Below are 19527 nucleotides of genomic sequence, written 5' to 3' on the forward strand. Positions count from 1 at the left end.
CCAAACTATGGATAGTTTCGAATTTCAGAAATGACTGATGAAAACAAATTCCTACTTTTTATATCATCAACGCTTAATGTTTGAAATGCCATCATAGAATGATCACAATCACTTACATTGATTTGTTTATAACTTAAATTTCCGAGCCTTGCGCTATTGGATGTCACAATTCCATCCGAACTTGTAAATCCAGCATTATTTAATAATGTACAACCTGTATTATAATAAAATGTTTCACCAACCGTACAATTGGATAAAATCCCTGCAAAACTGATAAATTTTGAATTCAAACCAGAATTTAAATACGAATCATTGAGAAGATCCAAAACATCATTACTGGCTCCAGATAAATTCGTTTGTAGATTCCCATTGTTTGTATAAGCAAGCTCTTGTCCACCTTGTGTATCCACTAAGTAAGAACCCAATTCATTCACAAAATTATTTGAATTCAAAAAACTTTTGGAAGCAAACGGAGAACCAAACTGTGGGCTTGCCAATGTGACCACCAATCGCACAAAAGGTAAGGAACCTGTTTCCTTTGCCATAGCAACACGTGTCACAAGCCCTCCCATTGAATGGGCAATGATTGTCACTGAATCCGAATCGGAAAAATTGGATCGTAAGGTTGAATGGAACTGCCGTCCATTGACAAGAATGCTATTGGATGTTCGATACGTATAAAGGTAAATATCAAATTCGGAGTTTGCAGAATCCCTTCCTTCTTGGAAGTGTATAAGTCCATTGGAAAATGTATTTTTAATATTTTGAATTTTTTTTTCGTCATTGGTTATCGGATCAGAATCCCTCTCTGCAGGATTCCATCCATGGACAAAAACTAATTTCTTTTTATTTGATTTAGGAAACCATTCTGCATTTAAAAATTGAGAATTGGACAGGTTCCTTGAAGTTCCGGGGATAAATCCAAATAATTTTTGGTTTGGATTCGGAAGGATTCCAAGAAGGGCTAATAGTAAAACTTCATCGTTCTTTTGTTTCTCGGAAACAAATTCTTTACGGTAAAAATCATAAATACAAGTTTGAAAAACAAAAGAAAAAACAATGAAATGAAATAATAATTGGAGGAATCGCTTATTGCGAAACATGATGTAGCCTATCCAATGTAATTCCGCATGCGACCACAACATTGAGTGAGGTAACAGCTCCATACAAGGGAATTCTAGCAACATAATCGGCATCTTCAAGTAAAATCCGTTTTACACCTTCACCTTCATTTCCCATAATCACAGCCATTTGGGAAATGTCAGGGAGTGTATCCCATATCTCCTCATCCCCTTCTTCGTCGGTTGCTAGAATCCAATAGTCATTTTTTTTGAGGAATTCAATCCCATGTTTCAAATTGGCAACGCGGTAAATTTGGATGTGGTGGATGGCCCCCGCTGAAACTTTTTCCACAACAGGTGTGATAGGTGATGTATCGCGATCAGACATTAACACGTGTTTAACACCCATACATTCTGCCGTACGCAATAAATTTCCCATATTTCCAGGATCTTGGATGCGGTCTAAAATGAGAATTGGGCCTTCATTTGGACTTATATTTTGTTTGAATTGCTCAAAACCAAGTGAGGAAAAAGACTTTTGTTTTGTCCGAATGATGACATATCCTTGGTGGTTTTTATCATGCGCAATTCTGTCCAATTCACGACTGGAAACCGTAGTAAACTTAATGGAATTCGGTAAATAGGATTTGATCCTTTGTTTTTCTTCGTTTCCAATCCCATCCTTTACAATCACTTCACGAATGGTTTTTATCCCTCGTTCGGGTGCCATTTGTTCTAAGGATTCTAAAAATTCATAAAAATTACGTTTCCCAAAAAGTATTTCTACTGGGCTTTTTTCCATGTTGTTTTTCCTTCCTTTGTATCGGCGAGAAGGATACCTTTGTTTTCCAACTCTTTTCGGATTGAATCCGCCATCGCAAAATCTTTGTTTTGTTTCGCTACTTTTCGTTTTTCAATTTGTTCCAAAATCCAATCTTGTGAAATTCCATCTACAGAATCACTTTCCGGTTTCTGAAATTGAAAGATCCCAAACAAGGCATTCATCTTAACAAATAGCGAAAGGCATTCTTTAAAAAACTCCTTTGGTTTTTCAGAACTGGTTTGGTCCAATGATTGGTTCACAATCCGAACCAGTTCAAACACAGTCGCAAGGGCCTTCGGAAGATTTAGATCATCCGCCAGTGCATTCAAAAAATCCATGTTCAATTTTTGGATCTCTGGAATCAAAAAATTGATCCCTTCAAAAGTAGCAGGTATTTCATCCCAAAAGGAGTAGGTATCTAATATTCGATAAATTGTATTTTGGATTCTGTCCAAGGCAACTTTTGATTCACCTAACTTTGCCAATGAAAAGTTCAACTTACTTCGGTAATGAGCAGAAATCAAATGGAACCGAATCACTCTAGGATCAAAACCTTTCTCTAAAATATCTCGTAAGGTATAAAAATTACCCTTACTTTTTGACATCTTTTCACCATCAACTAACAAATGTTCACAGTGAAGCCAGGTTCCAACAAACTCTTCTTTGGGATACGCACCAGTTGTTTGGGCAAATTCATTTTCATGGTGTGGGAAAAGTAAATCTATCCCACCTGTATGGATGTCGATGCCTGATCCGTAAATTTTACGAATCATAGCTGAACATTCTAGATGCCAACCAGGCCGACCATTCCCGATTTTCGTATGCCAACATTTTTCAGATTCCGATTTTTGATTTTTCCAAAGGACAAAATCTCGGACATCATCCTTATCATATTCATCCGCATCATAACGAACACCAGATTTCATACCAGATACATCGATCTTAGATAACTCACCGTATCTTTCAAACTTCTGAATGGAAAAATAAACATTTCCTTCTCGTTCATAAGCAAGTCCATTGGTTTGTAATGTTTCAACGAGGGACACCATATCATCTATGGATTCTGTTGCCTTAGGATAATGTTCTAATTTTTGGACATTCAACGTATCTAAGTCTTTGAAAAAAGCCTCTGTCCAAGGTTTTGTAAATTCTTCTACACTGATATTCCGTTTGATGGACTCAGCAATGATTTTATCATCAATATCAGTGATGTTCATCGATTGGTTTAATTTATAACCACCGAGTAACAAGGACCTACGCAAAACATCGACAAACAAAAACGATCTGATATTTCCGATATGGGCAAAATTATAAACAGTTGGCCCACAAGAATAAATCGTCACTTGATTTACATCTTTAGGTTGGAATCGTTCTTTTTTTCCTGATTTCGTATTTTGAAAGAAAAAGGGAATTGTTGTCATAAAGCAAAAATTTCTTTCACAAACTCTAAGTTGGCTTGTGGTTGTTTCTCTTTTCCCGCTTCGTTTCCTTCCGTTGGATACAACTGCATCCGTTTATCACAGTTCATATGGTTAAACAAAGCAAAGGTAGATTTCGGATGAGACATTTGGTCTTCCATACCACAGGAAAAGAGGGCAGGGATTTTGATTTTTTTGGCAAAGTTCATCGCATCAAAATAGGATAACTCTTTTTTATAATCGATTTTTTTAGTGGCACGTTTTTCAAAAAACGGTGTGAGTTCTCGAACCCAAGGATTCCCTTTTAGCGACATTTGATCTTTGTCAATGTAACTAAAAGAAGCTGTCTCAAGGATCAAACCCTTGATTCGATCCGAATATGCAGCACCAAACACTGCCAAGGCTGAACCTAAAGATTTCCCATGTAAAATGATTTGGTCACCATCAATTCCATCGGTTAACCTTAAAAATTCAATGGTTCGAATCACATCCAAATACAGTTTTCTCATGTAAAACTCTTCTTTTTGGTCAAGTCCATGCGCAAAGTAATTTGGAGTCCAACCGATTGGGGATTTACCAGTGACCGGATCCACTGGCATTTGGACCATCTCCTCGCCATGACCCCGTAAGGTGATGTGAAGCTGCGCCACACCTAAATCAGAATATCCCTTTTGGATTTCTTCAGGTGTTGCTAGATAATCGTGGAAATAAACGACAACTGGCCTATCACCTCGTTTTCTTGGAATTGCAAGTTTACCATGTAACACATGATTGTCGATACTTTGAAAACTAACGTCATTCAAAGATTCCCAGATAAAACTTCCTTTCAAAACTGTTTTGTATGTGGCTTTGATAGGGACTTTTTTAAGTTCCGAGATCCCACTTTTCCAAAATGTATCTAAATCACTGGGTGGGTCCAGTTTTGGAACTGTTTGAAAACACTCGTCAAAACTAACGATTTGAGGCATGAGAATCCAACTTCGGAGAAAATTGACCTAAAAAACTATACATCGTTTGCAAAAGCAGGACAGAAATTGTCATAGGTCCCACACCACCTGGCACTGGTGTGTAATAAGAAGACTTATCTTTTGCCTTTGAAACTTCAATGTCACCCACATTCCCAACATTGTACCCCGCATCCAAAATGACAGCACCCTCTTTGATCCAATCTGCCTGAATGAATTCTGGTTTGCCAACAGCACCCACAACAATATCCGCTTGTTTCACAAGTTCTGGTAGGTCCTTTGTTTTAGAATGGCAAAGTGTAACCGTTGCATTCAAATTGGTTAACATGATGGCCATAGGTTTTCCAAGAATGGGAGACCTTCCGACAACTACAGCATGTTTTCCAGTCACATCGATTCCATATTCTTGCAAAAGTAAAACCATCCCGTACGGAGTGCACGGATAGTACGCCTCGCTATCCATCGACAATTTCCCAAATGAAATCGTAGTCACACCATCCACATCTTTTTCTAAAGCAATTTCATCAAAAGCCTTTCGTTCATCAATTTGGTGAGGGACCGGGTGTTGTAATAAAATTCCATTGATAGAAGGGTCTGCATTCAATTTGCGAATTTCCGTTAAGAGTTCTTCTGTAGTTGTTTCTTCTTTTAATCGGATGTATCTTGAATTCATTCCTACTTTTTCACAGGCTTTCACCTTCATGTTGACGTAGGTTTCGGAAGCAGGGTTATTCCCAACAAGGATGGTGGCAAGGGTAGGAATTCCCTTACCATCTGCTTTTGCTTTTGCTAATGTTTCTTGGATTCGATTTCGGATTTTTTCGGAAATCGCTTTACCGTCTAATAGGATGCTAGATTTCATTCTGTAAGTTCAAAATTTCAGAGAAAATTGAACTGGCAAACAGAAAAAACCATCCATGATTCCAAGTTTAGATCCAAAAGAGACCAAAACCTCCCTCAGTAAAAATTCCCTTCCCTTACAAGGTTGGGTGCAAGGCCTTCGCGGCAATAACCATGTCCAGTTTTTACAACTTCGCACCAACGGGGAAATCTTCCAAGTTGTCTGTGAAAAAGAGAAATTGGGAGAAGAGGTGTTCAAACAAATCAAAACCCTCCCGCAGGAAACCTCATTAGAAGTTGCCGGGACTTGGCAAGAAAACCCCAAGGCACCGGGTGGCGAGGAACTGCTCCTCTCATCTTTCCAGATTGTAGGAAGCTCTGCTGATTATCCCATTACGCCCAAAGAACATGGTCCTGATTTTTTACACAACCATCGCCATTTGTGGTTACGCTCCAAACGCCAACTTGCCATCCAAAGGGTTCGCTCCGAATTGTCTTTTGCCATCCGCGAATTTTTCCGTAACGATGGTTACACCCTGATTGATACACCCATCTTGACAGGTTCGATTGGAGAATCGGCCGGGACTCTCTTTTCAACAGAGTACTTTGATTTAGGCCAAGCCTACTTAGCCCAAACGGGTCAGTTGTATTTGGAGACGGCAGCGTTTGCCCATTCCAAAGTATATTGTTTTGGACCGACCTTTCGTGCCGAAAAAAGCAAAACCAAACGCCACCTGACGGAATTCTGGATGTTGGAGGCAGAAACCGCATTCCTCGGCCAAAACGGGAATTTGGACCTGCAAGAACGATTTGTGAAATCGGTTCTGAAAACCACAATAGAACGCACCAAAGACGATTTAAAGACTCTGGATCGTGACCCAGAACCCCTTCTTAACTACTTGGAGAAACCTTTCCCTCGAGTGGACTACGGAGAAGCCATCCAAGTCCTAACCAATGCTGGAGAGGCGATCACATGGGGCGAGGACATCAATGCAGAACGCGAACAAATCCTCACAAATCACTTTGGCACAGCCATCTTCATCCAAAATTTCCCAAGGGCCATCAAAGCCTTTTATATGAAACAAAATCCAAACGATCCAAGGACTGTTTTGTCTGCTGACCTCATTGCTCCCGATGGGATTGGTGAAATCATTGGTGGTTCAGAACGGGAAGAATCCTATGAAAAAATCGTGGACCGACTGAAAGAAGAAGGCCTGCCTCCAGAAGATTATTCTTGGTATTTGGATCTACGTAAGTATGGATCGGTTCCACATTCTGGTTTTGGAATGGGTCTCGAACGTGTGATTGCATGGGTATGTGGTTTGCCTCATATCCGCGAATGCATTCCATTCCCAAGGATGATTTACAGACTGACTCCTTAATTTTTTTTAAGGGAAAAAATGCCATAAGACCGATCCTTTTAAAGAAAGAGAGGTACCTTATGGCACAACAAGCAACCCAAGTTTTATCCACATCCGTCGAAAAAGAAGCTTGGGATTTATATGAGGTAGGTTCCAACGAAGATGTTGTGGTCCTTGCCAAACGCCATCCAGACAATTTTTATGTGCAACACCTAAGTTACCTAGCTCTTTACGAACTGACAGGTCGAGCTACCATACAAGCACCGAAAGGAATTTCGAATTTAGCACCACTCGTTGATGCAATCCAAAATTTTGAACTGGGAAAAACTGCGGAAGCGAAACAAAATTTAAACTTGTACTTCCAAACACAAACAAATCCTCTTTGTTTTTCCATCATCCAAACTGCGATCAAAATATATTTCAGACAAGAAGCATATGAAGATGCCAAAAACATCCTTACACGTTATAAAAAAGAATGGAATGATCTCTCTTTTCTTAAAGAAGAATTAATTTGTAGTTATTATCTCAAACGATACGATAAAGTCATCAAATTGTTTCGTGATAACATGAAACTTTTAAATGATTCGGATATCCATAAACTTGTGGGAATGGCTTTACTCTTTTTGGATCGCCACAAAGAAGCAAATCTTATCTTTGAAAATATTCCCAATAAATTAAACCTTCCAAGTTTTGAAGAGAAACGTAAAATGTATGACTCCGTGTATCGTAATATTGCTGAGTTAGAAAAAAAATCCAACTCCTTAGCTCATAAAGATTTAGAGGATATGGGTTTTGCGTATCTTTTTAATGGTGAGTATGGAAAGGCTGAAAAAATGTTTTTATCTCTTACTGAGAAACTAAAATCAAAACTCTGCACCGTGTGATATTCTTTCTAGATTCGGGGTGGCTAAGGAATTTGGCTGCCTCATCTGTCGGGATGATCAAATCAGTTTGGTTTTTCCCTGCTGTCGAAAGTGCCAGAACAAAATACGGATTTTTTCCTACCTTCGTTTCATAAGCCTTACCATTTTGGTCTGCTCGGTAAACAATATACCCAGTTTCAACGGCATACGCGTCTTTTACGTAAAGTGGGGAATACACATCTAGTCCACGATCTGTTTGGATTTTTGGAAATAACGCACGTTTTACGAAAAGATGCCTTGCATCTACTACAAGACCTGAAAACTCAACAGGGATCACATCTTCACTGAATTCGGGAACTCGTTCTGTTCCATATTCCATGGGAATGTGTGCAAGGATTCCATCTTTCCCTTTAATGGGAAGGCTTGCCTTTGCTTCCAAAACGTTTTTTACAAATTGAAAATCGTATTCTTCTTTCTCCGCACCAATATAGGAATTGAGTCTGAGGCGGGCTTGTTGGTTGACTTGGGTGTATTCAAAAATCGTATAATCGGCATTAAAAAGAATGGATTCTAACCTCTGGCTAAGCCTTACCTTTAGTTTTTCTTTGGCTTTTTTCCTCGCCATCGAATGGGCTTTGCCTTGGCTAGTGGCAGTGTTTTTTCCAGAAAACTCTGGATCATCTTCATCAAATACAATTTTAGGAATTGTCTCTTTTACATTTGAAACGATCAATTGGTCTGTCCAATTGACATAGGATGCATAAATGTCCTTATCCTCAATTGGTTTGGAGCCAAGTGACACACTGAGTATGATAAGGGATAAGAGAAGGGAAATCAGGCGGATTCGTTTCATACCTTTCATTTCGGCAATAAATGGAATTTTCTTTCCAATTCGTTAAATTCCGTTATGAGGGGAACTCCTTTCGGCAAACTTTGCAAGATGTTTTTTCCATAGGATTTGGTGTGAATCCGAGGGTCTAGGATACTCACCATTCCTGTATCCGTCTGGGAGCGAATGAGGCGTCCAAATCCTTGCCTTAGGAGTAAACATGTCTTTGGAACCTGCATCTCCCAAAATGGGCTTTTTCCTTTTTTTTCCATATCCTCCATTTTTGCTTGGAGCACAGGTTCTGTAGGAACTTGGAAGGGGAGTTTTGTTACGATGACATTTCTTAATTTGTCACCTTTGATATCCACACCTTGCCAAAAACTGGAAACACCAAAAAGCACACTGTTCTCATTGGCAAGAAACTCTCGTTTGGCGGCAATAGGACCCATTTCCGTTTGGGCAAATATCGGATAGGGAACCAAATTCCGAATCTCTTCATACAATTCAGAGAGTAATTTATTCGATGTGAATAAAACAAATGCATCCCCTTCGGATAGTTTTAATAACCTTGTGATCCAATAAGATAGATCCGTTTTATTTCGTTTTGGATCAGAGACTGGGTCGGCAATTTGTTTTGGCACAAACAATAAGGAATGGGTGTTGTATTGGAAAGGAGAATGTAGGGTTTTTGTTTTCACTTCCGTTGTCCCTACTTCTTTTAGGAAGTATTGGAAATTTCCAGCGGTTGGGGAGAGAGTAGCAGAGGTTAAAACCACGGAATCCATGTTTGGAAATAGGGTATTCGCTAAAATTTCATCTGTGTTCTTCGGTTGGGAAAACAAATAATAAAATGGATCTTTTGCGGATTGTGGAGGAGGTTCAATCCAGAATACTAAATTGGGATTGGACTTCAAACGAAAGTCATTGAGAAACGAGGAAGCCTTTTTTAGATTCAAAGCGACCATTTCAAGTCCCATTGCCATTTCTTTTTCTTCTATATCCTCACTGTCTTTTTTGTATTTGGATAATAATCCTTCTAATACGGAAGCCAAATCTCCTATGGTATCTTCCAATGCTCCGTTATCCAATTTGATTCGCTCCGTATGCCGACTTGCAAATTGATTGAATTGGAGTGGTATCGCGGAAAGTAACATTCGAAAAAAATCATTCGCATAACCAATGCTTGCTTCTACCAACTTGATTATTTTTTCATTGGATTTGATTTTTAAGACAAGTCCGGTTCGTTTTTCAGGGAAATAGAGGTAATGTAATAAATTCAAAATGAATTCATAACGAATTTCCGAACCAAAGGCTTTTCCAACGATTTCGGGGAAAACATGCGCTTCATCAATGACAAGTTGTGAAAACGGTGGTAATAATTTAAAATCACCAGCTAAGTGACTGGCAAGCAAATGGTGGTTGACGATGAGAATATTTGCTTTTTTCCATTTTTCTTTTTCTAAAAAATAATAAGAAGAACTGAAGTTGGGACAATTTCTCCCCAAACAGTTGTCAGACTCCCTTGCCACAGAAGACCAAAAAGAGTTGGAAAGAAATCCATCATACTCGGCTCGGATCCCACTTTCTGTTTGTTTTTCCCAATTGACAAAATAGGGTAAAGAAGACTCCATTTCGGGTCCAAAATCCCCACGTTCCATCACACGATTGTACTTTCGTTTGCAAAGGTAATTACTGGCACCAAGTGCCACCATGGCATTTATCGGAACCCCAAGCGCTTCTGAAACAAGAGGGATGTCTTTATAGAGTAACTGGTCTTGGAGGGACTTTGTTTCTGTTGAAACAACAACTGTACATTCATTTTCCAAAGAAAAAAGGGCACTGGGGATGAGGTAGGCAAGTGACTTACCAACTCCCGTTCCTGCCTCAATGACCCAATTGGTCCCACCATTAAAAGCAGATTCGATAGACTCGGACATCTCCATCTGTTCCCGACGAACTTCATAGTCCTTCCAAAGTTTTGGAAGTTGTTTGGTAAAAACTGTTTTGACGTCCAAAATTTAATGCCTATTTCGAAACAGAAGCATAACACAAATAACTGTTAAACTAGTAACTGAAAGTAGAGAAACAGTCATGATCAAAATTCCCTGCCAATTGAGTTCAGAAGTAATCAATGTGAAACCACTCCTTTTTCTTTGCGATTCTCTAGAGCTTTTACAACGAGAAAATAGATAAATCCGTAAATCAAAAAGAGAGAGATCACAACAGACCTGGCAACCACTGCCTTTGTTTTTGCATCATCCACATTTTTTCCTTGGTTTTCAGCAAGTAAACCCATAACCTCAGGATTCATTTTGTCTAGGTATTCAGGAAGGTTCATATAACAGAACGAAACAAAGATAAAAAGTAAAAACCAAGGAGTGATGTATTTTAAAACAAATTGAATGAGTTTGGGGAATGGGATTAGACTTCCTTCATTCGCATCCTTAGCCCCTCGTTCCACACCAATCTTAAAAACAAAGATAAATATTTGGATGGAAGCCAGAATATAAATCATAATGGTTCCAATATAAAAATCTGCAATGTCTAGTGCCGCAAAATCTTTGTTAAAATATATAATGGGTAAACACAAAACAAAGGTAAACAAAAACAATAACAAAGAAGACTTTCGCCTTCCAATGCGAAACCCTTCTTCTAAAAATAATATCCCAGGTTGCAACATGGTAACCGATGACGTGATGGCAGCAAGGAACAAAACCAAAAACCAAAGCCCACCAAAAAAATTCCCACCAGGCATCATTCCAAATACAGAAGGCAATGCGATAAAACCCATTCCAAAAGTCCCAAAGGAAGTTACCTGCATTCCCAAAAAGAGAAACGCAACTGGAATGGTAATCATACCACCAAACACGACTTCTGCGAATTCATTGAGCGAAGCGGAAGACAAACTTGATAAAACAACATCGTCTTTTTTCTTTAGAAAACTCGAAAAAACGAGTGCAATCCCAAATCCAGTCGATAAAGAGAAGAAAATTTGTCCTGCAGCACTGATCCAAACCTTAGGTTCGGTAAGTTTTGTCCAATCTGGATTCCACATCACAGCAAGGCCTGCTTCAATCCCAGGAATCGTGAGTACACGAACCAAAATGATCGTGGCACAAATCCCCATCAGGGGCATGGCAAATTTCGCAAATGTCTCTAAACCCTTTGACAATCCCCGGTATACTAGTAAAAAATTAAACAATACACAAAACAAAAAGAAGATGATGATGGGCGAATGGAAACTAGATCCATTTTGTCCCGCTCCCGTTAGGGTCATAAAAAATTGGGAAGCAATCTCAGTCATACCATCCCGTGAGGTTGCCGATAAGGACATTTGGCCTGTTAAAAAATAATACGCATATGCCAAACACCAAGATTCGATGAATACATAGTATACATAGATCATCACAGGAATCATCACACCGATGGCACCTGATAGTTTGAGGGGAAATCCTTTTAGGTATTCACGGAAGATAAAAGGGGTGCTATGGCCATGTTTTCCCCCCATCCTTCCCATGGTCCATTCTGCCAAACAAACAGGGATTCCAAGCAGAAGGAAACTGATGATGTAGGGAACCATAAACGCTCCGCCACCGTTTTGTGCCGCTTGTCCCGGAAAACGCAAAAAATTTCCAAGCCCAATGGCACCACTTGCAACCGCTAAAATCAAACCAATGCGACTGGCCCAACCTTCTTGGTGTTCCGCTTGTCTCTCTTTCATCTGGGACTATTGAATGGTTTTGGAATTATGTGACAAAATCTTTTTGCCGGGGAGGTGAGAAAAAGCAAGGTCCTTAGACCTTGCTTTGTTTATTTTCAATTTAGCCTAAAAAAAGCTCGTTTTTTTCCATTTTGAGAACTTTTGAAACCAGATTCTTAAAATCTTCTGGTGGTTCTAAAAGTCCAAGTTCCACTTTTGACAGAAACGGAGTCGAAACTTTTAATTTCTTTGCGAAATCATATTGTTTGATTCCTAACTCACGTCGGACTGCCCAAAGTTTGTTTTTCAATCCATTGGAAAACTCAGGGTAGATGTCTTCCACAGCGCTTTCGTTGAAGAGTTTATCAACGGACGTTTTGAGATATTTGGCACAAGACGACTTAAATTTTTCAGTCGGATCTTGGGCACCAGTCTCAATTTTGGAAAGATAACTCGGAGATACCCCCAAAGCCCTTGCCATATCGTACTGTTTGATGCCTCTCTTCTTGCGAAGCATGTAAATGTGATTGTTCATTTATCCCCCCTAACAGTCAAAATATGTCAAATATGGCAAAATTCAATAAAAAAATTTTGCCATATTCCAAATCTTGTGGGAGGTTATAGTGTAACTTCTTTTAGTCGGTCACTGGCGATGACTAAATTATAAGTGGTTTTGAGACCAGAAACCTTTTGTTCAATGAAAGAATTTCGTTGTGCACCTTCCATTTCCGATTTAATCCTTTCCCGAACGGCAGCATAAGGCATTGGAATGCGGTTTTGAGGATTTCTTGGATCTTGGTCGGAGTAGGCATATAATTTCCCAGCTTCATACGCATCACGCATCTGTGATTCTGTTACATTCACAGGAATCGCTTTGATTTCATCTTGGAGTGATTTTAATGCCAAACTCACCTTCATTTTATCCAATTGCATGAGGTAACCAATTTCGGATTCAATTCCTTGGACACGTTTCGAAGTTTCTGCAATTTTACCTTGGAGGATGGTAGATTGGAATAGATTTAACATATCCCATGTTTTTGCTTTTTCTGTTTTGTATTCTTGTTTGAGTTGGAATGGAATGGCTTCAAAATCACCAGTTAGGTCTTTCCAAGTGTAAGACTTTCCATCTTTGTAAGAGAATAAAGCATAATCTGGTGTAAACAATTTTGGATCTACATCATCTGGACCAGTGAACCTAGGAAGATTTGCAACCGTGATCCCACTTTCTTCCGTGATTTTTTTCAGTTCTTTTTGGTACAATCCTTGTTCATACTCTTTCATTGTATGCGAAGCAAATTGATTTGCCTTGTCAGCAGATTCACCCTCAGTGAAATAAGCGATGCTTGCTTTTGTTTCTGCATCGTCATGAGTTTTTCCGTATTCAATCGCTTCTGCTTTGAATGCATCAAAAACAGATGTAAAATACTTTCCAAGTCTTTCTGGGTGGACTTTTTCCGTTCCAAGGGAACGAACAACGTAAGCCACTCTGCCTTCACCTTGTTTTGCGTAGGCGATGAATTTACCTTCTTTCACAACTCTCACTTCATTTAAGATATCTTCCAATGGAGTTTCAGCACAGTTTGTACAAAATGGTTCTAATTTTCCACCAATTGGTTTTCTTGTCATGTCATCAGTTACTTTTGCAATTTCGGTTAAAATGTCTTTGTCTGACATTCCATTCAAACGATCCGCCAAGTCTTTTGCATTTTTTAGATTTTCCGTTTCATTTTCTCCACGAACAAGCGCAAGTTGGAGGTTGATGAATTCTAATGGTTTTTGTTTTAGTCCATTTTTTACATACTCACGCATATAAACATTGAGTTTTAAAAAATCTTTCACGAGGGATTCAATTTTGGCAACATCAGCTTCAGAAACTTTTTTTGAGGAAATTGCATCTTTTAAAAGGATTTTTTCCAAGGCGATACTTTCTAAAATTTTTGCTTGGATGTCTGCGCTAATCGGTTGTGGTTCCGAGTTGCCACGTTTAGACGCTTCAATTACAAAATTCATCTCTCTTCGTGTCACCGTACCACCATCAAAGGTTGCGAGGATTTCTGAATCCTTGGAACAATTGAGAAGGGGAAGGAGAATCAAACCAAGTAAAATCACTCGGTGTATATGGTTGTTTCGAATCATTGGGTTTCCTTGTCTTTTACAGTCTTTAAAATTGATTAATATTTGCGAACGGGGCGTTCTTGTTTTTTTGGTTCCTCATGGACTGGAGGTTCCTGTTTGGCCTTTTCGTTGGAAGCCTGTGCCATAGTGGCAACAGCGGATTTTCCTTGTTTGGAAGTAAGAGTGGCTTTTTCTACCCGGAGTCCTAAAATTTCCGTTTTTTGGTCTTCCAATTTTGTCATTTCGGATAAAAAAGTTTCTTTTAGGATGGGAGAATATTCTCTGTCAGTAGCAAGCCTATCTGTGAGTTTTTTTAATTCCACCACATCGCGGTCGAGTTCTTCCAGTTTTTTATAAAGATGAGCAACAGTAACCTTCAAATCGCACTTCCTTCCAAAACTTTTATTTACTTGCAATAGAGTGCAAGAATGAAATAAGAAAAATAGAAAAATTTATGAGTTTAGACGATTTAGTAGTTTCCACTGAAAAAATAGATACAGTTTACGTAACCAAATTACAGGGAAATCTAAACAACTTCACAGCTGAAAAATGCATCAAATCGGTCACCAATTCCTTAAAACATGGTTCTGTCATTTTGGATTTGGAAGAATTGAATATGGTCACCACCCAAGGGATCGTCGCCTTCAAAACCTTAAACGAAGAAGCCTTTTTACAAAAACACAAAATCATTCTCATCAATCTTCCGTTAAGCGTTCGCCAAGCCTTCCTTATGGCTGGAGTTCGCAATTTATTCCCCATCGCTAATAATGAAGAAGCCGCATTTAAAATGGCATCAAGACCCAGTAGGTAATTGCTTATGAGTTCAGGATTTAATTTTTTTCGTAAAATTTGGCATGTCCTTGGCCTTGTCATCCCCGTAACATTGTATTTGGATCCTTTCCAAGGTGCATTTGATCTCGTTTATGCGACAAGGGCAATCCTTGTCACTTCCCTTGGTATCTTTCTGATTTGCCTAATTCTATTAGAAATTGTGAGGCTCACTCACAGTGGGTTTGAAGCCTTTTTCTATCGGTATTTTGGATTTCTCATGAAGGAATCGGAGCGCCAAAGGTTTAATGGTACGGTTCCTTATTTTTTGGCAAACCTAATCGTTGTTTGTTTTTTCCCCGCTGAAGTTGCCATTTTGGCCATTCTCTTTCTGGTGATAGGAGACCCTTTTGCGGCATATGTTGGTAGCCGATATGGAAAACATCGTTTCTATAATGGGAAATCCATCGAAGGTGTTTTTGGTTTTTTAATCCCTGCGTTTTTGTTTTCAGTCCTTGTGCTGTATCTCATCACGAAGTCCCATCCAGAAAGTTTTTTATCCCTTTATGACCACCACGGGTTTACTTGGACACCCATTGCCATCGTGTTTGTATCTGTCCTTGTTTCTTGTGCGACAGAATTTTTTTCCAATACCACTGCAAAAGGACTGATCGACGATAATCTCCTCATCCCTGTGTTTGGTGCCATTTCACTATCTGTTTTATCTTTATTGTATTTGGATTACACACCGATGGACTTTTTCTTTGACCCAAGTGCTTTGTACATCCAAAAGTAGTGAGGGCATTCTAAATTTCCTTTTCCATTCACCGTCACAATCACAGCAAAACTGGGATTTACCTTTTAAGACACAAGTCCTAAATTGGTTATTTCCATTGTAACCGTAAGGTTCTTTCTTTTGTGATTGGTTTTTGGCCCGGAATTTCAATGACGTATGTTAGGTGAATATCACCCAATGTTTCCATTCGAAAGGGTTTGGATGCGATCCCAGTATGACGAAATTCCTCTTTTAAAAGTGCTCCTAAATAATGAAATGAAACCACTGTATGAGGCTTTAATTGATTCCCTTCCATTCGTTCCTTGGAACTGCCATAAGACAAATAGGCATGGTAGTTGGACTTAAATTCATAAGCTTCTACCCCATTCCAAGGGTTTGTGAATTCCACACGAATCCCTGGTGTTTCCCTGGCAGTGAAGTATAAAAAATTACCAAAATCTTCGAAACTTGGATTTTCCTTTTTAAACTTGGTTTGGTCTAAGAACACCAAATCGTTTTCAGTTTTGGGTTCTGTGCAGTCGAGTGCTTCGTTAAAATTATCACAAAACTGAAATACCAATGATTCTTTTTCTTTGCACTGGAAAATAAAAACACTACTGAGGACCAAAACAAAAGAACATACTAATTGGCAAACTTTTGGTTTGCAAGAATCGAATCGATTAAGACTTAAATTTATTAAACTCATAAGATTCTCGTAAGGTATTAAAAAAATAGATCACATCTTTTTCTTTAAAATAACTTTGTGCGTAGGGAAGGGGGGTCAATTGCCCACGGGAAAAGTAGTATACAGTTTCTGCATAAACACCTTGGAACAAGTACATCCTATGAAAATCATCTTTAGATTTCGCGACAACAATGTTATGCGAAGTAACATATCCTGGAACTAATAGGCAACTCATATCTTTTTTTTGTAACAAAGATTGGAATTCTAAACATTCCTTTTTTTTCTCTACAATTTCTTCTCTGTGGATCCTTTGTTTGAAAGACAATACCTTAGTATATCGCCCAGGGTAACTAAACTCGCGTTCCGTTTCATCTGGTGTCCATTTCGGCAAAAGGACAGATTCATACATGATCTTAGAAAAACGTTTTTCTGCTAGTGCCTTTAATTCGAAAAAAATATCCTCATTCTCATAAGACAGGATGAGAAAAAAGGAAGCACCCGCTGGCCTTTCTAAAATTTCTTGAGGCATTTAGTCTTCCGTGACCCCAGTGACCGTAAACCCATCAAGTAACATGTAAGGAACAAAGGAAGATTCACCTAAAAGTTCACCTTCTTTGGAGATGGCTTCAATTTGGTGGAGGGCATCAAAGGCATTGCCTACAATTTGTACTTCACGAACAGGGATTTTTTCTCCCCCTTCCAAAAGGTACCCACCCTTCACCACTCCAGAAAAATCACCTGAGGCCCCATCCTTTGTTCCCGAGATACGATTTACAAACAGTGTTTTCCCTGGTTGTTTGAAAAACTCGTCTTTGGAAGAGGTGCCGGGTACTATTTGTAATTGTTTTGGGCCACAACCAGGTAGGCTTTGTGCCCCACCAGTGGCACAGCCATTGGAAATTGGAAGGCCCGCTTTTTTTGCTTCGTAAGTATTATAAAAATAGGATTCCAAAACCCCATTACTCAGAACTTTTTTCACACTCGTAGGCATTCCCTCTCGATCAAAACCGGTGGAACCCATAAAACCAATATTTGTTGGATCATCAAAGAGAGAGAGCAGAGAAGAGGCTACTTTTTCACCTAACTTTCCTTCCATTTTTGATTTCCCTTTTCGAAGGCTTGTCCCGTTCAAAGAACCCACAAAAAGTCCAAGGAAAAAAGAATACACAGCCTCAGGTGGGAGGAGGACCTTTCCTTGGAAACTAGCAGTTGGTTTCGCATACAAAGCTCCCATACATTTGTCTCCAAAGTTATGGAACGCTTTTTTCCATAAGGATTGGAACTGCTCTTTGTTGAACCCACTCGCCGAATCATAGTCAAAACTTCCTACCAGTTCTCCGTCAACGCCCATACCCATAACGGATGCAGAAAGTTCTGCCCCAAGTTCATGTGCCATCACACCTTTCGAAGAAACAATTAATTTATAACCTTTGCTAAGCGAAAAGTCACCTGAATCAATGTTTACTTTTCCATAAAGGTCATTACGCCAACCAAGAGCTTCTTTTGCATAAGAAACCAAATCCTCGATACCCATAGAATCAAGTGATGGGTCATACGTGTTAAATTGGTTTGTTATTGGCCGTACATCTGGTAAGGTTAGATCAAGATCTGGAGTGGATTGGCTTTTTGCCAATTGGTAAGCTTCCTCAATGGACGTATACAAACTTGGAATATGATTTGAAATGAGAAACCCTTGGTTTCCTTCATGAATCACCCGAATCCCGAACATATTTTCTTCTGTCGCTGTGCAGTTATTGAGATCGTTTTTCTCTAAACTCACATCTTCGGAAAATCCATAACTGGAATAGATCTCCACCTGTTCGATTCCATTTGATTTTGCTTTTTGGATTAAATGAGTCAGTAAATCTTTTTGGTCGTTTAAACGTTTTTCTATCGATCCACGATCCATTTATTTACCACCAAGCAATACTTTCGTGCGAACATATGGCCCACCAGCATCCACTTTTGCAGGTTGTCCTTTTCCACAGTGCCCTGAACCCAAATCCCATTTAAATTCCTTTGATACCATATCCACATTCTGTAAAACATCAAATGCAAGACCAGATACAGTGACACCTTTTAGCAAATGGGTGATTTTCCCATTTTGGATACGGTATGCTTTTTGTACGGCAAACATAAATTCACCAGTGGCATCTGCTTGCCCATTCTTAGCTCCATCCAAGTAGTACCCGTCCTTCGTATTCGCAATCATTTCCTCCAAACTTGAATTCCCAGGGAGTAAAAATGTATTTCGCATCCGTATCAGAGGAACATCGCCGTATTCCCAAGCCCTTGCAGAACCAGTAGGTGCCACTCCAAATCGCTCGGCTGTTTCACGGTTATGCAAATAAGAGGTTAAAATTCCGTTTTTGATGATCACAGTGTTTGTTGGAACCACCCCTTCATCATCTACTGGGATCGTACCACCTGCACCTTCATAGTATTCGGAAAAACCAGAGTCGCATAACGTCACCAAGTCGGACCCAACACGGTGTCCAATTTTCCCTTGTGCCACAGATCCAGATAAAACAAAATCAGCTTCCACTGTATGACCAATGGCTTCATGAACGAGTAGGCCCACAATCGAAGGGGAAAGGATCACTGTGGAAAGGCCACCATCCGGCAGTTCACTGGAAAGTAGGTCGACTGCTGTTTTACATGCTTCTTCTGAAATTTGCGTTGCAGTTTGTGATCGGAAGAGACAATCCCATCCCCCTGTCACTCCAATGGAATGGGAACCAGATTCCAATTTTCCATCGTCTTTGGCTACGGCAGAAACACGAAATTCAGGTCTTACCAAACTAAAAAAACTATCGGCCCCATCTGTTGTGACTATGGCCTTTTCTTCATAAATTTCGGAATACCCACAACCAACTGATTGCAGTTTGGTGGATTGTTTACTAGCCTCATTTTGGATATCGAGGACCATCTTCAATTTTTCATCGACGGAGCGACCACGAAAGTCTTCGATCCCTTTTCCAATGAAATCACCAATTGCAAAATTGGCTTTGGGAAGGTTTGGAATTTTGTCTTTCCGGAGAGCTGATGATAATCTGGCTGCCTTTTTGGCGATATGAATGGCATTTTGGATGGAAACCTTTGAAATTTCACTTGTCGATGCAAAACCCCAAGTACCCGATTCTAAAACACGAACGCCAACACCAGTGCGCTTTCTTAGGGCAGTGGATTCCACTCGGCCTCGTTCTGCAAAAAAGGAACGGCTTTCTTTGTGGTGGTATCGCAACTCAACAAATCCGGATTCTTCCGATATACATTCTTTTAATAGGTCACGCATCACACACCGTCCTGGAATTTTAATTTAAT

At 39.5% G+C, this 19527-nt stretch carries 19 protein-coding genes; 4 read left to right on the top strand and 15 right to left on the bottom strand.

Going from position 1 to position 19527, the window contains the following annotated elements; all coding sequences use genetic code 11:
* Positions 1-5 precede the first annotated feature (5 nt).
* Genes EHQ62_RS03370 through folD form a run of 5 tightly spaced genes read right to left on the bottom strand, consistent with a single transcriptional unit; the run spans position 6 to position 5129 of the window.
* On the bottom strand, positions 6-1103 hold the full coding sequence (locus EHQ62_RS03370) for an alpha/beta hydrolase (RefSeq protein WP_135640833.1): 1098 nt from the start codon (positions 1101-1103) through the stop codon (positions 6-8).
* Positions 1090-1863, bottom strand: a complete 774-nt coding sequence (gene rlmB / locus EHQ62_RS03375) for a 23S rRNA (guanosine(2251)-2'-O)-methyltransferase RlmB (protein ID WP_135640834.1) — start codon at positions 1861-1863, stop codon at positions 1090-1092. The genes EHQ62_RS03370 and rlmB overlap by 14 nt, the downstream gene beginning before the upstream one ends.
* Positions 1845-3305, bottom strand: coding sequence for a cysteine--tRNA ligase (gene cysS / locus EHQ62_RS03380; protein ID WP_135640835.1), 1461 nt, complete (start codon positions 3303-3305; stop codon positions 1845-1847). The genes rlmB and cysS overlap by 19 nt, the downstream gene beginning before the upstream one ends.
* Positions 3302-4270 (bottom strand): acetylxylan esterase, encoded by a 969-nt coding sequence (locus EHQ62_RS03385; protein ID WP_135640836.1) that lies wholly within the window; start codon positions 4268-4270, stop codon positions 3302-3304. The genes cysS and EHQ62_RS03385 overlap by 4 nt, the downstream gene beginning before the upstream one ends.
* Positions 4254-5129 (bottom strand): bifunctional methylenetetrahydrofolate dehydrogenase/methenyltetrahydrofolate cyclohydrolase FolD, encoded by an 876-nt coding sequence (folD, locus tag EHQ62_RS03390; protein WP_135640837.1) that lies wholly within the window; start codon positions 5127-5129, stop codon positions 4254-4256. Before folD ends, EHQ62_RS03385 begins: the two co-directional genes overlap by 17 nt.
* A 55-nt stretch (positions 5130-5184) precedes the next feature.
* Here folD and asnS point away from each other — a divergent pair, with 55 nt between their 5' ends.
* Positions 5185-6489: an asparagine--tRNA ligase gene (gene asnS / locus EHQ62_RS03395; protein ID WP_135640838.1), complete on the top strand. Its 1305-nt coding sequence runs from the start codon at positions 5185-5187 to the stop codon at positions 6487-6489.
* A gap of 59 nt (positions 6490-6548) precedes the next feature.
* Positions 6549-7352 (top strand): hypothetical protein, encoded by an 804-nt coding sequence (locus EHQ62_RS03400; RefSeq protein WP_135640839.1) that lies wholly within the window; start codon positions 6549-6551, stop codon positions 7350-7352.
* Here the strand turns inward: EHQ62_RS03400 and EHQ62_RS03405 are convergent.
* The 6 genes from EHQ62_RS03405 to EHQ62_RS03430 form a co-directional block, all read right to left on the bottom strand.
* Positions 7315-8184: a hypothetical protein gene (locus EHQ62_RS03405; protein WP_135640840.1), complete on the bottom strand. Its 870-nt coding sequence runs from the start codon at positions 8182-8184 to the stop codon at positions 7315-7317. The genes EHQ62_RS03400 and EHQ62_RS03405 overlap by 38 nt on opposite strands.
* Before the next feature lie 5 nt (positions 8185-8189).
* Positions 8190-10175, bottom strand: coding sequence for an ATP-dependent DNA helicase (locus tag EHQ62_RS03410; protein WP_135640841.1), 1986 nt, complete (start codon positions 10173-10175; stop codon positions 8190-8192).
* Positions 10176-10288: 113 nt separating this feature from the next.
* A complete protein-coding gene (locus EHQ62_RS03415) occupies positions 10289-11881 on the bottom strand; it encodes a sodium:neurotransmitter symporter family protein (protein ID WP_135640842.1) in 1593 nt (530 codons plus the stop codon).
* Between the two features lie 100 nt (positions 11882-11981).
* The gene (locus tag EHQ62_RS03420) at positions 11982-12377 is read right to left on the bottom strand and encodes a helix-turn-helix domain-containing protein (RefSeq protein WP_015678327.1); all 396 of its coding nucleotides are present in this window, start codon (positions 12375-12377) and stop codon (positions 11982-11984) included.
* A 101-nt stretch (positions 12378-12478) separates the two neighbouring features.
* Positions 12479-13996, bottom strand: a complete 1518-nt coding sequence (locus tag EHQ62_RS03425) for an LIC12015 family putative lipoprotein (protein ID WP_135640843.1) — start codon at positions 13994-13996, stop codon at positions 12479-12481.
* A gap of 35 nt (positions 13997-14031) precedes the next feature.
* On the bottom strand, positions 14032-14355 hold the full coding sequence (locus EHQ62_RS03430) for a hypothetical protein (protein ID WP_135640844.1): 324 nt from the start codon (positions 14353-14355) through the stop codon (positions 14032-14034).
* Between the two features lie 74 nt (positions 14356-14429).
* Between EHQ62_RS03430 and EHQ62_RS03435 the strand changes: the two genes are divergently transcribed.
* Positions 14430-14786: an STAS domain-containing protein gene (locus EHQ62_RS03435; protein WP_015678196.1), complete on the top strand. Its 357-nt coding sequence runs from the start codon at positions 14430-14432 to the stop codon at positions 14784-14786.
* A gap of 6 nt (positions 14787-14792) precedes the next feature.
* Entirely contained in the window at positions 14793-15539 is a 747-nt protein-coding gene (locus tag EHQ62_RS03440; RefSeq protein WP_135640845.1) for a diacylglycerol/polyprenol kinase family protein, read from the top strand.
* Positions 15540-15627: 88 nt separating this feature from the next.
* Here EHQ62_RS03440 and EHQ62_RS03445 read toward each other — a convergent pair whose 3' ends face one another.
* Genes EHQ62_RS03445 through EHQ62_RS03460 form a run of 4 tightly spaced genes read right to left on the bottom strand, consistent with a single transcriptional unit; the run spans position 15628 to position 19498 of the window.
* Positions 15628-16224, bottom strand: coding sequence for a hypothetical protein (locus tag EHQ62_RS03445; protein ID WP_135640846.1), 597 nt, complete (start codon positions 16222-16224; stop codon positions 15628-15630).
* Positions 16199-16732, bottom strand: a complete 534-nt coding sequence (locus tag EHQ62_RS03450) for a DUF4416 family protein (RefSeq protein ID WP_135640847.1) — start codon at positions 16730-16732, stop codon at positions 16199-16201. Before EHQ62_RS03450 ends, EHQ62_RS03445 begins: the two co-directional genes overlap by 26 nt.
* Positions 16733-18112 carry a TldD/PmbA family protein gene (locus EHQ62_RS03455; protein ID WP_135640848.1) on the bottom strand — a complete coding sequence of 460 codons (1380 nt, stop codon included), beginning with the start codon at positions 18110-18112 and terminating at the stop codon, positions 16733-16735.
* Positions 18113-19498, bottom strand: coding sequence for a TldD/PmbA family protein (locus EHQ62_RS03460; RefSeq protein ID WP_135640849.1), 1386 nt, complete (start codon positions 19496-19498; stop codon positions 18113-18115).
* Positions 19499-19527: the final 29 nt, after the last annotated feature.

Origin of the sequence: Leptospira jelokensis (genome assembly GCF_004769635.1) — a bacterium.
Taxonomy (GTDB): domain Bacteria; phylum Spirochaetota; class Leptospiria; order Leptospirales; family Leptospiraceae; genus Leptospira_A; species Leptospira_A jelokensis.